Source organism: Haloferax litoreum (genome assembly GCF_009674605.1).
Classification (GTDB): Archaea; Halobacteriota; Halobacteria; order Halobacteriales; family Haloferacaceae; genus Haloferax; species Haloferax litoreum.
In genome coordinates, this window is the sequence record NZ_WKJO01000001.1 from 2,115,952 (window position 1) to 2,131,684 (window position 15,733).

Annotated in this window: 15 protein-coding genes and 1 tRNA gene; 10 read left to right on the forward strand and 6 right to left on the reverse strand. The window is 63.8% G+C overall.

Translation table 11 applies throughout. The features are described from left to right. Positions 1-181: 181 nt before the first annotated feature. The 4 genes from GJR96_RS10930 to moaA form a co-directional block, all read right to left on the reverse strand. Complete coding sequence (locus tag GJR96_RS10930) at positions 182-2,656, reverse strand: efflux RND transporter permease subunit (protein ID WP_151162954.1); 2,475 nt, start codon at positions 2,654-2,656, stop codon at positions 182-184. 21 nt (positions 2,657-2,677) lie between these two features. Next, positions 2,678-4,303 carry a COG1361 S-layer family protein gene (locus GJR96_RS10935; RefSeq protein WP_151162955.1) on the reverse strand — a complete coding sequence of 542 codons (1,626 nt, stop codon included), beginning with the start codon at positions 4,301-4,303 and terminating at the stop codon, positions 2,678-2,680. 225 nt (positions 4,304-4,528) lie between these two features. After that, positions 4,529-5,422 (reverse strand): universal stress protein, encoded by an 894-nt coding sequence (locus GJR96_RS10940; protein WP_151162956.1) that lies wholly within the window; start codon positions 5,420-5,422, stop codon positions 4,529-4,531. 42 nt (positions 5,423-5,464) lie between these two features. Beyond that, positions 5,465-6,427, reverse strand: coding sequence for a GTP 3',8-cyclase MoaA (gene moaA / locus GJR96_RS10945; protein WP_151162957.1), 963 nt, complete (start codon positions 6,425-6,427; stop codon positions 5,465-5,467). A 181-nt stretch (positions 6,428-6,608) separates the two neighbouring features. On the opposite strand from moaA, the gene GJR96_RS10950 reads away from it, so the two are divergent. The 9 genes from GJR96_RS10950 (at position 6,609) to arsN2 (ending at position 13,599) form a co-directional block, all read left to right on the forward strand. Beyond that, positions 6,609-7,652 carry an Mrp/NBP35 family ATP-binding protein gene (locus tag GJR96_RS10950; protein ID WP_151162958.1) on the forward strand — a complete coding sequence of 348 codons (1,044 nt, stop codon included), beginning with the start codon at positions 6,609-6,611 and terminating at the stop codon, positions 7,650-7,652. Next, positions 7,649-7,954, forward strand: a complete 306-nt coding sequence (locus tag GJR96_RS10955; RefSeq protein ID WP_151162959.1) for a hypothetical protein — start codon at positions 7,649-7,651, stop codon at positions 7,952-7,954. The genes GJR96_RS10950 and GJR96_RS10955 overlap by 4 nt, the downstream gene beginning before the upstream one ends. A 175-nt stretch (positions 7,955-8,129) precedes the next feature. Beyond that, positions 8,130-8,822 carry a hypothetical protein gene (locus tag GJR96_RS10960; RefSeq protein ID WP_151162960.1) on the forward strand — a complete coding sequence of 231 codons (693 nt, stop codon included), beginning with the start codon at positions 8,130-8,132 and terminating at the stop codon, positions 8,820-8,822. Next, positions 8,822-9,121, forward strand: coding sequence for a hypothetical protein (locus GJR96_RS10965; protein ID WP_191965848.1), 300 nt, complete (start codon positions 8,822-8,824; stop codon positions 9,119-9,121). The genes GJR96_RS10960 and GJR96_RS10965 overlap by 1 nt, the downstream gene beginning before the upstream one ends. 2 nt (positions 9,122-9,123) lie before the next feature. Continuing rightward, positions 9,124-11,247 (forward strand): type B DNA-directed DNA polymerase, encoded by a 2,124-nt coding sequence (locus GJR96_RS10970; RefSeq protein ID WP_151162961.1) that lies wholly within the window; start codon positions 9,124-9,126, stop codon positions 11,245-11,247. Between the two features lie 125 nt (positions 11,248-11,372). Next, the gene (locus tag GJR96_RS10975; protein ID WP_151162962.1) at positions 11,373-12,008 is read left to right on the forward strand and encodes a uracil-DNA glycosylase; all 636 of its coding nucleotides are present in this window, start codon (positions 11,373-11,375) and stop codon (positions 12,006-12,008) included. A gap of 53 nt (positions 12,009-12,061) precedes the next feature. Then, on the forward strand, positions 12,062-12,817 hold the full coding sequence (locus GJR96_RS10980) for a TIGR04282 family arsenosugar biosynthesis glycosyltransferase (protein WP_151162963.1): 756 nt from the start codon (positions 12,062-12,064) through the stop codon (positions 12,815-12,817). 47 nt (positions 12,818-12,864) lie between these two features. Beyond that, positions 12,865-12,948, forward strand: a tRNA-Ser gene (locus tag GJR96_RS10985). Positions 12,949-13,158: 210 nt separating this feature from the next. Continuing rightward, complete coding sequence (arsN2, locus tag GJR96_RS10990) at positions 13,159-13,599, forward strand: arsenic resistance N-acetyltransferase ArsN2 (protein ID WP_151162964.1); 441 nt, start codon at positions 13,159-13,161, stop codon at positions 13,597-13,599. Between the two features lie 24 nt (positions 13,600-13,623). Here arsN2 and GJR96_RS10995 read toward each other — a convergent pair whose 3' ends face one another. Continuing rightward, positions 13,624-14,505, reverse strand: a complete 882-nt coding sequence (locus GJR96_RS10995; RefSeq protein ID WP_191965849.1) for a CPBP family intramembrane glutamic endopeptidase — start codon at positions 14,503-14,505, stop codon at positions 13,624-13,626. Positions 14,506-14,655: 150 nt separating this feature from the next. Between GJR96_RS10995 and GJR96_RS11000 the strand changes: the two genes are divergently transcribed. Beyond that, the gene (locus tag GJR96_RS11000) at positions 14,656-14,976 is read left to right on the forward strand and encodes a DUF5785 family protein (RefSeq protein WP_151162966.1); all 321 of its coding nucleotides are present in this window, start codon (positions 14,656-14,658) and stop codon (positions 14,974-14,976) included. Between the two features lie 36 nt (positions 14,977-15,012). Here GJR96_RS11000 and udk read toward each other — a convergent pair whose 3' ends face one another. Next, on the reverse strand, positions 15,013-15,708 hold the full coding sequence (udk, locus tag GJR96_RS11005; RefSeq protein ID WP_151162967.1) for a uridine kinase: 696 nt from the start codon (positions 15,706-15,708) through the stop codon (positions 15,013-15,015). Positions 15,709-15,733 lie beyond the last annotated feature (25 nt).

The window sequence follows — 15,733 nt, forward strand, 5'->3', positions numbered from 1 at the left end:
CGTGTGACGCCACGGTGGAGTCGGCGTGTGAGTGGTACGGGTCGTGTGCGGACGATACTTCCTGTTGTTTCGCGTGCGTCGCGTGTGAGCGCGAACCGGCGGGCGATGCGTCCGAGTGGGCTGTTTTGCGGGCGGTTCGGGCGAAGGGGGACAGGGGCGATTGCATGCAGTTGAGGGTGCGTCAGGGGGACGTGGTCGCCGCGGTGGTCGTCTCACGTTGTGTCAGCCGTTCCCAGACGACGAGCGCAGGCGGCGTGACGACGAGCGCGGTGAGGTACGAGTAGAAGATACTCAACGCAGTCACGATACCGAACTGTCCGAGGACGGGCGTGATGGCGATTGCGAGGACGCCGAGACCGGTCGTCGTGGTGAGCATACTTCCGGTCAGTGCGCCACCGGTCCCGCCGACGGTCAAGTGGAGTGCCTCGTAGAGGTCGGAACCCTCGTTGTACTCGTCGGCGAATCGGTGGACGACGTGGGCGGAGTAGTCGATACCCAACCCGATGGCGATGGCGAGAATCGTCGCCGTCAGCGCGTTCAGCGGGATGCCGAAGTAGCGCATCGACCCCGCGAGGAGTGCGAGGGTGACGACGATGGGAACGAGGTTGACCACACCGAGGGTCCACTGGCCTTCGAGGAGTTGGTAGATGAAGACCAAGAACACCGCCGTCGCGACGAGTGCGACGACGAGGCTCTGGATGGCGGACATGAAGATGGTGTCCGAGACGGCCTTGAACACGACGGTGTTCCCTGTCGCGACCCCGCTCATCCGGAGACGGTCGGCGACTTCCTGTCCGTCGGCGACGATGGCGTCTTGCTCGGCGTCGCCTTCGACGGTGTAGACGATTCGGGTCTTCCGGTAGTCCTCGGTGATGTACGAGGACGCCTGTCCGGAGACGGGCGACGACAGGAGTTCGTCGTATATCATGTCGAGGTTGTCGTCGGGGACGCCGTTTCCGTTGGCGTCGTTGCGGGCGACGAGCGCCGCGAACTCGGGGTCCTGCGCGGCGTAACTCTGGATGACTGTGACGATACTCGTCGATTCGGCGCGGCGGTCCTCGGTGATGAACGTCTCCGGTGGGTCCTCACCGTTTCGGTGAATCATCTCCAGCGTCGAGTCTTCCCGTAATTGCCCTTCGATGTATATCGTCACGCTGTCACCCTGCGTCGTCTCGAAGTTGTCTTCGAGGTAGTTGAGGTCCTTTGTGACCGTGTAGACACCGGGCTTGAACGGTTCGGGAAGTTGCTGGAGGTAATCGGCCTGTTCTTCGGGTGGCAGGAAGTCCTCCTGCGAGAACGACGTGTCGACGCCCGTCCCGTAGGACCCCGCCACGACAGTCGTCACGAGGACGAGGACGAGGAACGCACGCGGTGCTCGACGACCGATGAAGACACCGACCGAGAGGACGCGGGCGAGGAGGCCACCTTCGCTGCCGAGTGGTGCCGAGGCGAACTCGGGGACGTTGTACTTCTGGCGGAGTTGGTCCACGTACAGTTTCGCCGCGGGGAGGAACACCCCGAAGACGAGGAACGTAAACAGGATGCCGACGGCGGCGACGAGACCGAAGTCCTGAATCGGGCCGAGGTCACTCGTGACGTTCGCGAGGAACCCGAGGACCGTCGTCCCGGTCACGATGAAGAACGCGACGGAGAGTTGTTTGACCGTCGTCCGCATCGAGGGCACGGGCGCAACGTCCTTGACACGCTCTTCGCGGTAGCGATTGACGGCGTGCAGGCCGAAGTCGATACCGACCGCGAGTAAGAGCGGCGGCACCGCGATGAGCATCTGACTGAACGGGATGTCTGCGAGTCCCATGAACCCGAAGGTCCAGATAATCGCCAAGCCGAGCGAGATGACCCCGAGCAGCAGGTCGATGGGGTCGCGGTAGGCGATGACGAGGAACCCGAAGATGAGGAGCACCGCGGCGGGAACGACGAGCAACAGCGAGTCGGCGATGACGTTGCCCAACTCGCTGGAGATGATGCCGCTCCCGAAGACGGTGATATCGCTCTCTGCGACGGAGGTCATCGTCTGAATCTCGACTTGGATGTCCGTCATCGGACTCGTCCCCGAGGTTCCGGCGCTCGACGAGATGCCGGGGACTTCGTGGCTGACGACGCCGATAGTCGAGGAGGCCTTGACCGACTCACGGTTGAAGTCGTTACTCAGGAGCGAGGCGACGTTGGGGTTCGCCGTCGCCTGCTTCGCTGCGGCACGTACCTCGGCGGGCGACGAAGATTCGAGGACGGCAATCTGTTCTTCGAGTGTGGTCGCCGACGGGTCGAGCGTCTGGGCGACAGTCGAAGCGACGCTCGACGCCGACGTGGCGCGGAGACTCGGGCGGTCCATGATGCGCTCTTGGAGGCGCAACATGTCGAGCATCGCCGGCTTCGAGAGGACGTTCGAATCTTGTTGGATGAGTTGGGTACTCCCGGAACTCGTCTCGAACGCGGGGGAGAACTCGCGGTTGACGTCGTCGAGTGCCTCCTGTGCCGGCGAGCTATCGGTGAACTGTGAGGTACCGGCGTCGGTCGAGATGTTTCCGAGGCCGGCCCCGAAGACGAGCGTCGCCACGAAGAACAGGGCGATGACTCTGCCGGGGTGGGCAGTGATGTACCCACCGAGGCGGTCGACGTACACTTCGTAGTCAATCATTGTGAGGGAGAGGTGGGGCGATTACCGGCGGTACCAGAGGAAGCCAACGATGCCGAGGCCGACGACGAGGACGGCACCGACGAGTGGCATCGAGATACCACCGCCGCCCGTCGATTCAGTCACCTCGACTGCCACGGGGTACGAGTCGGAGAGTTTGCGCTCACCGTCCTCGTTTTCGTACTCGAAGTCGATATCGAACGAGTAGGTCTTCGGACTCGCCGACGCACTGGCGGAGAGTTCGAGGGGAACCTCGGTGGACTCGCCGGGTTCGAGTTCTTGGATGAACGCGGTGTCGTCACCGAGGGCCAGTGGACTGTCGGCGAAGGCCTTCGCGTCGATGTTCCGGTACGTCTCGTCGCCATTGTTGGTCACGACGAGCGTGATGGTCTCGGGACTTCCCGCTTCGAGCGACCCGTTTTTCGTCTCCACGCCGAAGAGGTTCTGTTTGGGCTTCACCTCGGCGTTCATCAGTAACGCCTTCGACTGCTGGGTGTCGCCGTCGGGGTTGCGGTACTCGACGGTGTAACTCAGTTGCCGCTGGCCGGCGTCTGCCGAGTCGGTCACTTCGACCGAGAACGCGAAGTCCGCGGACTCGCCCACGTCGAGCGTTCCGAGGGCGTACTCGGTCTCTTTGATGTTCGTGTTGGGGGACTTCGACGAGATGACGACGACGGCGTCACGGGCAGTCTGTGGGCCATCGTTCGTGATAGTGCCGCTGACCGTCGTCTCGCGTCCGACGCGGAGCGTCGAATCGGTCTCGTCGAGCGAGAACGACTGTTCCGCGAGCGGTGTCACACCGGTCGCGCGGTTCTTGGACTGCTGGGGCACGCCGTCTTCGTCTTCGTAGTTCACGACTGCCGAGAGGGTGTACTGCTGGACTGCCGCCGAGGGAGCGACAACGGTCTCGTATTCGAGTTCGCGCGTCTCGTCGACGCCCCATTCACCGGCGTATCTGGTCGCACTCGCGGCCTGTCCGAACGTGACTTCGGAGTTCTGCGAGGTCAGCGCGACAGAGGAGTCGTAGGCCGTCTGGGACCCGACGTTCTGCATGGTGACTGTCGTCGTCCCGCTTCCGCCGACCTGTGCGGTGGTCTCGACGGAGACGATTTCGAAGCGCGGTGCTTCTTCGATGACGACGGTGACGGGAATCTTGACTGTCTTGTCTTCTTCGTTCTGCACGTCGCCGTTGTCACGAACGGATTCGTCGTGTTCGAACGTGGCGGCGAGCGTCATGTCGTAGGTGCCGGGCGAGGCGTTCTCCTTGACTGACGTGGAGAACGTCGCTTCACGCTGTGTCGCGTGCGGGATGTCGCCGACCGGAAGCGTCGCGGTGTTCACCTCGACCGGTGCGTCACCGGACTTGAGGGTGAGTCGGACGTTCCGGGCGGACCGGACCTGCGCTTCGAGTTTCGCGCGTTGCTGGTCCGAGAGCGACGCAGAACTCTCCGACGAGGTGAACTGTCGGTATTCGGTGTCGCCGCCGTAGTTCGTGACGACGACGTTCAGGGGCGTCTCCTGCCCGGGGACGAGTTTGTTGCTCGGCGCGTATGCCTGAAGATTCGGTTCACCGACGATGCCGGCCATCGCTGGACTCGGGATAGCGACCAGGACGACCAGTAAGACGACGAGTGCTCGTGAGAATTTCATGGAGTGGGAACGGTGGTGAGTTGAGTGGGGTGTTTGGAGGTGGTTGGTTGGCGTTCGGGTGAGATACGGGGTGGGGAGAGTGTGTTGGTTGTTGGGTGGGGTGGGGTGACTACCGACGCACGCTCACGCCGGGTCGCCCCGACTGACTGAACGTACAATCAACATCGGGTTCTGAGGAGCGAACGAATATAAATTGAACGAAACTTCAAAAAACCCTCCAGAAATTTATTCGTCGCTCTTTGTCCGCTCCACACCGGGGTGCCGCGTCACGGACCCCTTCGGGACGACGAGGACCGGGACAGGCGCACGGCGAACGACGCGCCGAGCGACGCTCGTCGCAGTGTGTCGGTCGAGTGAGCGAGATGCGTCGGTGGGGACCACGACGAGGTCAGCACCAACCTCGTCGACGAAGTCGAGCAACTCGGCTGCCGGGACGCCGGTTCGAACGGTCGCAGCGGATTCGACTGCCGCGCGTGCGGCCTCGACGGCGATGTCCTTGACGAGGCCGCGTGCCTCGTCTTCGAGTGCGCGACGTAACCCGGGTGCGTCGCTGAAACGGTTGTCGACGATGGCGAGTGGGTCGAGTTTGGCACCGGTGGCGCTCGCGACGTCGATTGCCCGCGTCGCGGCGGCACGACCGACGGGCGAGTCGTCGACGAGGAGTGCAATCGTCTCGTACGACGGCGTCGCGTCTGCTTCTGCCGGGACGACTAACGTCACCGTCGGCGGGTCGTCGAGAACGCGTTCGGTGACGGACCCGACGAGGAACCGGCCGAGTCCGGTGCGTCCGTGTCGGCCGACGACGAGTACGTCTGCGTCGCGTCCGGCCTCGACGACGACTCTCGCTGGCGACCCGTCGACGACTGCCGTCGTCGTGGGAACGTCGGTCACGAGGGCTTTCCGCGTGACTGCTGCCACGGCCTCTTCGGCTTCGACGGCCGTTCTCGCGCGGACCGAGTCGGCGACTCTGGAGAGTGTCCCGTCGGGTGCACCGGCGGCAGAGACGACGTGCAGTCCGGCGTCGAAGGCGTCGGCGAGGTAGAGTGCGTGGTCCGCCGCGCGCACGGCGTTGTCGCTTCCGTCGGTGGCGAGGACCAGTCGCTCGACAGTCGGTGTCATGAACGCTGATACGTCGCCCGCCGAGAAAAGTTCGCCCGCCGCTCAGACGCCGATGTACTCTTCGTTGATGACCCAGTCGCCGTCGCCGTCGCGGACGAGGTACTCGCCGTAGTAGGGCACGCGGTTTTCCACGACTGCTTCGAACGTCTCGCGAATCTCCTCGCGAGTCATCTCGCCCATCGGGCGCAGGTCGTCGTTGCGGTTCAGACAGCCCTTGAGGTATCCTTTGTGCGTCACGCGCACGCGATGACAGTTCGCACAGAACTCGGGGTTCTCGACGGGGTCCACGATTTCGACCATTCCTTTCCCGACGTAGTAGCGGCGGCGGTGGTGCATGTCGCGTACCTCCACGTCGTCGGCGAGGTCGGTCAACCACCGGTGGACGCGGTCGATGTCGATGTTCCAGTCCGGACGACCCGTGAGTTCGGGCATGTACTGGATGAGTTGGAGTTGGAGGCCCTCGTTCTCGGCGACGTACTCGACCATCTCTTCGACGTACCCGGCCGTCTTCGTGAACACGACCATGTTGAGTTTGACGGGGGTGAGACCGGCCTCGACGGCGGCTTTGACGCCTTCCATCACCTTGTCGTACGCGCCGGATTTGGTAATCTCGGCGAACGCTTCGGGGTCGAGGGCGTCCTGCGAGACGTTCACGCGGTCGAGGCCCGCCGCGACGAGGTCGTCTGCGCGGTCACCGAGGAACGTCCCGTTGGTCGTCAGCGACGTCTCCATCGAGTCCGGCGTCCGACGGATAATGTCTTCGAGGTCGGCGCGGAGCATCGGTTCGCCGCCGGTGAACTTCACCTTGCGGACGCCGTACTCCTCGACGACTTCGAGGAACCGAACCACGTCGTCGGCACTCATCTCCTCGTCGGAGGGGTCCATCGGCCCGCGCGTGTCGCCCAACCCCTCGTTGTGGCAATAGACGCAGTCGAAGTTACATCGGTCTGTCAGAGAGATACGGACTCCGGTTACCTCGCGCCCGAAGTCGTCGACCAGCACCATACGTCGAACTCTGGCAGTGTACGTTGATAAATTCGCTGTCGATTGGGACCACGACGTAAGTGGTATTGGTTACCATTCACCAGAATTCGGAAACGTTCGCGTCAACCGCGTGGAGGGTATCCGATACTGTGTGACCACACCTTACAAAACCCTTATCGGCCACACCGCCGGATGAACCGACATGAACGAATCCGACGTACGCGACCTCTTGCGTGCGGTCGAGGACCCCGACCTCGGAGACGACATCGTCTCGCTCGGACTGGTGAACGCCATCGACGTCGACGGCGACACCGCCCGCATCTCGCTCGCACTCGGTGCACCGTACTCCCCGACCGAGTCCGACATCGGCCGCCAGATTCGAGAGATTCTCGCCGACGAGGGCCTCGAAGCGGACCTCACGGCCAAGATTCCGAATGACCGCGCGCCCGACGAGGAAGAAGTCCTCCCGGGTGTCAAGAACATCATCGCCGTCGCCTCCGGGAAAGGCGGCGTCGGTAAGTCCACCGTCGCGGTCAACCTCGCCGCCGGCCTGTCGAAACTCGGCGCGCGCGTCGGCCTGTTCGACGCGGACATCTACGGGCCGAACGTGCCGCGGATGGTCGCCGCCGAAGAGGCACCGCAGGCGACGCAGGACCAGACCATCATCCCGCCCGAGAAGTACGGCATGAAGCTCATGTCGATGGCGTTCCTCGTCGGCGAGGACGACCCGGTCATCTGGCGCGGTCCGATGGTCCACCAACTGCTCACCCAACTCGTCGACGACGTGCAGTGGGGCAGCCTCGACTACCTCGTTCTCGACCTGCCACCGGGCACGGGCGACACGCAACTGACTATCCTTCAGACGCTCCCGCTCACCGGTGCAGTCATCGTCACGACGCCGCAGAACGTCGCCCTCGACGACGCCAACAAGGGACTTCGCATGTTCGGGAAGCACGACACGAACGTCCTCGGCATCGTCGAGAACATGAGCACGTTCCGGTGTCCTGACTGTGGCAACAGCCACGATATCTTCGGCGCTGGTGGCGGGCGCGAGTTCGCCGCGTCGAACGACCTGCCGTTCCTCGGCGCACTCCCACTCGACCCGGCCGTCCGCGAAGGCGGCGACGGCGGAAAACCCATCGTCCTCGAAGACGACAGCGAGACGGCCGACGCCTTCCGCGTGATGACGGAGAACGTCGCGGACATGACCGGCATCATCCAGCGCCGGAGGGTCAGCGAGCAATGAGCGACGGCGGACGACCGGCCACCGAACAGGACGCAGGCGAGGGTGAAGACCCGGGCGAGGTCGATTGGGAGATGGCCCCCGACTCGGACGCCGAGTTTCCCGCGGACCCCGAGAAGATGGCGTTCATCCGCGAAATCGCCGACGACGTGTACGGCGACTCGTCGGAGAGTCGGCAGGTGTCGGCCATCCTCTATCGCGTGAGCGACCTCTACGACCCAGACGGCGACACCTCGCCAGAGGAGATTTACCTCAACGTCCGCCACATCATGGACATCAAAGCTCAAGGCGGCCTCGACCGGTAAGTCGCGTCTCTCTCCTTCGGATACTCCGTCCGCGTTCACTTTCACTCGCGCCAGACACTCTTTTCGCACGTCAACACACCACTCGGATTCTGAGCCGCCCCAACCCGACAATTTCACTTTCACTCTGCACCCATGGCTCGCACTTTACACGCCACACCACGACGTACGAACCGAGATGGGAACTGACACGCCGTCGGCGTGTCCGCGACTCGAACCGGGGGTGATGCTCCTCAGGCGTCCCCGAGAGGGCCGCCACGCGCTCCACCGACTGGTGACCGCCGAACTCGCCCGGCGTGACGGGAGCGCCTACTGGGTCGATTCGCGGAACGACGCCGTCACGCACGCGCTCTACGAACACGCACAGTCCAGACGGACGCTCCGGGGCCTCCGAATCGCCCGTGCGTTCACCGCCTACCAGCACCACGAACTCGTCTCGTCGCTTCCGGGGCGTGTCTCGTCGCGGACGGCGCTCATCGTCGTCCCGCAACTGCCGGCGCTCTACCGCGACCCAGACGTCCCTGCGGGCGAGGCGCGGACGCTGTTCGACTCGGCGGTGACTATCCTCGATGCACTCGCCGAGTCGCTGTCTGTCCCGATACTCGTGACCGCACGCGAGGGAACGGACGACCAGTTTAGCGACGTACTCGCCAACACTGCGGACCGGACCGTCGAGTGTCGCGACACCCGCGAGGGCGTGGCGTTCACCGGCGAGGACGTGCAGACGCTCGTGTATCACCACCGTGGCTACTGGCAGACGACGATTCCGTACTGGGTCGAACTGCTCGGTGTCGCGCCCGAGGGAGACCTCGCACACGTCGGTCCCACCACCGTTCCGACGCTCGACGCAGTCGCGGCGGAGGGATGGTGATGGGCCGGACGAATCCCACCTATCGGGACGCACTCCGACGGTACCGCGAGTCGTGGTCGCCGTACCGCCGTGCGCTCCGTGCGGAGGCGAAGGCCGACTTCGACCGGTTGTTCGAGCGCGCGCACGAACACGCTGCGGCGGCAGGTCACGCGAACCCCGCCGACCCGCATCGTGCAGTCGTCCTCTCGATGCTCCTCTCGCAGGAGCGCGAACTGCGACGCCTCCGTGAGCGCGTCGGTACAGAGATGGACACCACCCCAGAGACCATCACAGACGCCAGCGACGACACGGGCGAGTAACCGTGTTCGCGGTCGATTTCGACGGCGACGATGTCGTCGAGTGGCACCTCACCGACGACGGTGCCCGCTCGCACCGCGTGACCGACTACACCCCAGAACTGTACGTCTCCGGGCCGGAGTCGGTGCTCACCGACCTCTGTCGGCGTCTCCGCGCCGACCCCACCGTTGCATCGGTCGGCTACGAACGACTGTACCCCCGCCTCGACTCGCGCGAGCGAACCGAGGTGCTCCGCGTCGCTCTCGTGGCCCCGCGAGGTGTCCGCCGACTCGCTCGTCGCCTCCGCGACGACTTGCTCGGCCGGGTCTCGCCTGGTGCCGTCCGCTTCTACAACGTGGACCTCTCGCCGGGGTTTCGGTACTGTGTGCAGACCGAGACACCCCCGGTCCCATCTCGTCGTCCCCGCACACTTCGGCTCTCCTTACCGCAGAAGTCACTCGCCGACGGCGACCTCTCGGTGCTGTCTGTCGCCGGTGACCCGGTCGCTGGCGACGAACGCGGCGTTGTGGAAGTAGTCGCCGAAACACTCGCCGAACAGGACCCGGACGTACTCGTCGTGAACTCGGCGCGCCTCTTGCCACTCCTTCGTGACCGCGCCGCGCAGTTCGAACTCGACTGTCCACTCAGTCGCGACCCGAACCGTGGTCTCGAACGACTCGCCCGCCAGAACACCGTCGTGAGTTACGGGACGGTCCGACACTCGCCGGCGAGATACGCCGTTCCGGGGCGGGCTATCGTCGATACCGGGAACAGTTTCCTGTGGGCGGAGTCACGCCTCGACGGCCTGTGCTACCTCGTCGAGCGCTCGTGGAAACCACTGCAAGAGGCGTCGTGGGCGAGCATCGGGAACGTGCTGACGGCGATGCAAGTGCGCGAAGCGATGGACCGCGACGTGCTCGTGCCGTGGAACAAGCGCCGGCCGGAGACGTTCAAATCCGTCGAGACGCTCCACGCGGCCGACCGCGGCGGGTTCACCTTCGACCCGGTTGTCGGCCTCCACGAGGATGTGGTCGAACTCGACTTCGCCTCGTTGTACCCCCGTATCATCTGTGAGTGGAATATCTCGCCGGATACGCTCGGATGCGACTGTCACGCCGGGCGCGCCGACATCCCGGAACTCGACTACGCCATCTGTGACCGCCGCGGGTTCCTCCCCGACGTGCTCGAACCGCTTCTCGCCGACAGACGACGACTCAAACGCGAAGTCAGCGAAGCAACTGCAACGGGCGACGAGTCTGCCGCCGCCTCTGCGCGGGCGAAGTCGGGTGCCATCAAGTGGGTTCTCGTCTCGTGTTTCGGGTATCAGGGCTACCGGAACGCGAAGTTCGGCCGCATCGAGTGCCACGAAGCCATCAACGCCGTCGCCCGCGACCTGCTCTTGCGGGCCAAAGAAGCGGCAGAAGACGCCGGGTGGCGTGTCGTCCACGGCATCGTCGATAGCTTGTGGCTTGCGCAGGCTTACGAGGACCCGCAACCGCCTGCGGACCTCGCAGCGACGGTGACCGACGACTGTGGCATCCCGCTGGAAGTCGAAGCGACGTACGACTGGGTGTGTTTCGTCCCGACGCGTCAGATGGACCGCGGTGCGCTCACGCGTTACTTCGGCCGAACGAACGGCGGCGACTACGTCTACAAAGGCGTCGAGATTCGCCAGCGAAGCACGCCGACGTTCGTCGCCGACGCCCAACGTGACTTGATTTCGACGCTCGACAGACACCGCGGCCCGGCGGCGGTCTGTGACCGACTGGTCCGCCACCGCGCCCGTCTCCGACGGAGCGACGTTCCAACCGAGGAGTTACTCGTGACGAGTCGCCTCTCGCGGGCACCCGCGGACTACGACCGAAACACGCTCGTCGCCGCTGCCGGGAAGCGTTCCGTCGAACTCGGAGTGCCACGCGAACCGGGTCAGTCCGTCCGGTACGTCGTCGCCGACGAGGACGGGCGCGACACCGACAGAGTTCGACTCGACTTCGAGCGTCCCCGCGCGGACGACGTCGACGTCGACTACTACGACCGTCTCTTGATTCGGGCGGCCGAGAGCGTCGTCTCACCACTCGGGTGGAACCGACAGCGCATTCGCCGATATCTCTCTCCGGGGCGGGATGCGTCGCTGTCGGCGTTCGATTGAACGTAGTGAAATCGAGCATGCCGAGCTGTGCTCGGCAGCGTTCGACTGAGCGAAGCGAACTCGATGCGTGCTGGGCCGACTGCACAGACCGCGTCGATTTTGGTTCCAGAGTCGAAAGGGAGCGTGTGGACGCACACCAACGCCAGTTCCGGAACCCCTTCTCGATGGACACCGACTGCACCAACTGCGAGGCCCTCTGTGCGGCCCGCGAGCAGGTCGTCCACGGGTACGGCGACGTGGGCGCGGAGTTCCTCTTCGTCGGCGAGGCACCGAGTGCCGACGCAGAGCGGACTGGTGTCCCCTTCACCGGCGACGAGGCGGGCGAACGAGTCCAGCGAATTCTCGGTGAACTCGGCTTCTCGCGGTCCGACCCCGACGCCGAAGAACCCGACGTGCAGAACGTGTTTCTCACGTACCTGACTCGCTGTCGTCACCCCGAGCGCGGGCCGACAGAACACGAGATTTCGACGTGTGAGCCGTTCTTGAATGCCGAGATACGGATGATAAATCCGCACATCATCGTCCCCGTGGGACAGGCCGCGCTGGAAGCACTCGCGTTCGATTACACGACGCGCTCTGTGGACAGTTTCGATATCGAGGCTGAGCACGCGACGACCATCCGCGGGCGCGGGTTCGAACTCGTGCCGATGATGGACCCGGCCGAGCAGGCTGACGCGGACACCGAGGCGTTCGTCGAGCACGTCCGCGAGTCGGTCTTCGAGCGGGATTACCGCCAGACGAAGGGCCGCCGAAGTCGCTGACACGGGCAACGACAAGCGGCGGGTTCAAGGGTTCGCCGGCGCGAGGAGAGAGTATGACCGTCATCGCCGTCCTCGCCGAACCACCACGGCCCGGATTGGTTCTTCCAGACCTCGCAGCGACGAGTCCACTCACGGAAGACGACGCCGCAGACCTCTACGCCGCGATGCTGAAAGACATCTGCATCGCCGTCCAGCGCTCGGGCGGCGACCTACTCGTCAACTACCGGACTGACAACGACATCCCCGACGAATTCGTCGGTGAGCACTCGTCCGAAGCCGAGATTCGCAGCGTCGTCGCAGACGCACTCGGCGGAACCGACGACGTCAGATTCGAACCGCAGGTCGGGTCGTCGTTCTCTGCCCGCGCCGGAAACACCGTCACGCACCTCCTCGAAGAGGAAGACGTTCATTCGGTGGCAGTCGTCCGTCCAACCGTGCCACAACTCGGTCGGACACACATCGACAGCGCGGCGATGAAACTCCGCAGTACGCCCGTGGTGCTCGGTCCGTCGACCGAAGGACGGGTCTACTTCGCTGGCTTCCGCGAACCGCTCGACTTCACCGACGTGTACGAGGCCCCTGCAGTCGAGACGCTGGCAGAACGCGCCGACGACGAGGAGTTGGGGCTGGACTACATCCCGATGCTTTCGGTGGTCGAGACGGGTGCTGACCTCGCCACACTCGTCCCGATTCTCCGCTCGCGGGTCGAATCGGAGCGCGTCGTCCCCGAGCACACGACGACGTTCGTCTTCGAGGAGGGCCTTCGCGTCGAATCGACCGACGGGGTCCTCGAACTCGCCCGCGACTAATCGAGAGCGACAGGTCTTAGGTACCTGAATCGAAAGTGTCGGTCGAAGGTGGGATGGCGGAGCGGCCTAACGCGCCTGCCTTGAAAGCAGGTTTCCTCACGGAATCCTGGGTTCAAATCCCAGTCCCACCGCATTCTCAGAGAACCGAGACGCGCAGGTTTAGCTGCGCGTCTCCGGTGAACGTGTGCATAGGAACCGGGCTGGGATTTGAATCAGCGAGCAACGCGAAGCGTTGCGAGTGAGGTTCACAATCCCAGTCCCACCGCATTCTGACGCGACCAACCCAGCGAGCATCGCGCACCGGGAGAAGACATTAGCCGTTCGAGAGTGCGACAGTAGCTATGAGCGACGAGCGTGTGACCCTCCACCCGGCCGAAAGCAACCTCTCGTACGTCGAAAGCCTGCTCGACGCCAACGATTTACCGTCGCGTGACGTTCGGTCGAAGCCAGACTGTTTCTACGTCGGAGACGCTGGTGGGAAGCCAATCGGTGTCGGTGGCATCGAGCGATACGGTCCCGATGGACTGCTTCGGTCAGTCGTCGTCGAATCCGAGTCACGCGGGAAGGGACTCGGGACTGCCCTGTGTGACGCGCTCGAAACCGAGGCACAGTCCGAGGGTATCGATACGCTCTACCTACTCACGACGACGGCCCGCGAGTTCTTCGCCGACCGTGGCTACGAGGAAATCGAGCGAACCGACCCGCCCGCAACGATTCAGCAAACGACGGAGTTCGACGACCTCTGCCCTTCGACGGCCGTCTGTATGAAGAAATCCCTGTGACGTGGGGTCGTGGCGAGCGTTCGCTCACGGCCCTCCATCCGCGGCCACCATCGACGGCCCGGATTGCACGCCGAAGTCGTCCTGTCGGGCACCCGTGGCCCACCGTCGGTAGCCCCACACCGCGACGACGATGAGTGGGAGGACGAAGAGCATCACCTCGGTGACGGGTTCGCCACTGTCTCCCAGTACCAGAATCGGCTGGAAGTTGAACGTTCCGTGGAGGACGCCGGTGAAGACGACGTTCCGAGTGAGTTCGTATATCACGCCGAACAGGAGTCCGAATGCGACGAGGGCGGCGAGCGAGGGGACGAGGTCAGGGAGGGACAGTCCCTGGACGACGAGTCGTTGTGGGATGTGCCACAGGGCAAAGATGACCGTCGCAACGAGGATACTGACGACTTTTCGCGTTCGGTCCGTCCCGCCGTCGAAGAGCGCCACGAACTTGTTCTGGAAGTAGCCACGGAACGCGAACTCTTCGATTGGGCCGACGAAGATGAGTTGCGCAACGACCAGGCTGAGCCACTTCGCGGCGGTGAGCCCTGCGGGGATTCCACCCTCGACGTCACCTCCCACAGCGAGAGCGCCGAGGAGGGTTGCGACGGCCCATATCGCGGCGACGAGGACGACGCCCGGAACCACGTTCTGGAGCGAGAGTCCGACATTCGACGGTCGAAGCCCTTCGCGGCGAAGCGCACGCCACGCGACGAACCCGATGAGGCCGTACCCGAGTGCGAAATAGAGGACCGTCTCAAGTGGGGACATTGGCCCCGAACCGAAGAACCGGTTGGTGACGACGACGAGGACTGCTGCGAGCACTGTGGTGACGACGAGAAACGCACCGAGGGGTTTCAGTCCGCCCTCGAAACGCATCGACGCCGCCGAGCGTGAGGTTCCTGAAGTGGCCATGCCTAGAGAGAGGACCCCTGCCAAAATGTAAACGCGACACCATTCTCTCGTGGTGAGAGCGACGACAGCGCCGGGCACCGACACTGAATTTTCCATGACAGATATCAACAAATGCGTAACGGCTTTGAATCGGCCTCCCAACACTCGGGTATGGATTGGCCACACGACCCGGACGGCGAAGAAGGGAGCGAAGGAGGCCGGAAGTACGGCCAGGCAGTCATCGCCAAGAAAATCGACGAAGACGAGGACTTCCCGCTGAACAAAGCGGCGTTCGTCGACGAATTCGGCGACGACCCGATTCGACTCGACTACGAACGTGTCGTCTCGCTCGCAGACATCTTCGAACACGTCGAAGGCGAGGAGTTCGGCGACTTCGTCGAACTGCACAAGGCCGTCGGGAAAGCGATGCGCGAGAACGGCTTTTGGTTCTACGAAGGCGCGGACAAGTTCGTCAAGGGCAAGAAGGCGTAACGACCGAACAGCGATTTCTCGATTCTCTGCGGGCGATTAGTTGGTCGGCCCGTCGAACGCGGTTCGTTCTTTGACCTCTTGTTCGATAGCCTCGCGTTCCCACGTCCGCGTCTCGTCGCCTTCGACTTCGGCTTGAACCTTCTCTTCGAGGAGCGTCACGGCGACGCTGTTCGCGCCTTCCGGGATGATGAGGTCTGCGTGCTTCTTCGTCGGTTCGATGAACTGTTCGTGCATCGGTTTGACCGTCGAGAGGTACTGGTCCATGACGCCCTGTAGGTCGCGCCCGCGGTCGATGGCGTCGCGTTGGATGCGGCGGAGAATTCGAACGTCGGCGTCCGTCTCGACGTAGAGACGCAAGTCGAGCATCTCGTTGACGTTCTCGTCGTAGAGTGCGAGAATCCCTTCGAGGATGATGACGTCGGTCGGTTCGACGGTCACTCGCTCGGGTTTGCGGTTGTGAACCTCGAAGTCGTACTGCGGCATCTCGACGGGGCGGCCCTCTAGCAGTTCGGCGAGTTGGTCGCGCAGCAAGTCCCACTCGAACGCGGAGGGATGGTCGTAGTTCATCTGCTCGCGTTCGGCCATCTCGAGGTGGCTCTGGTCTTTGTAGTAGTTGTCAATCGGAATCCGCGTGACAGACTCACCGACGTTCTCGGTGATGAGTCGGGCCACGGTGGTCTTCCCGGCACCACTGCCCCCGGCGATGCCGATGACGAACGACGGGATGGTCATCTACCAGAAGACACCCGGCAATCGG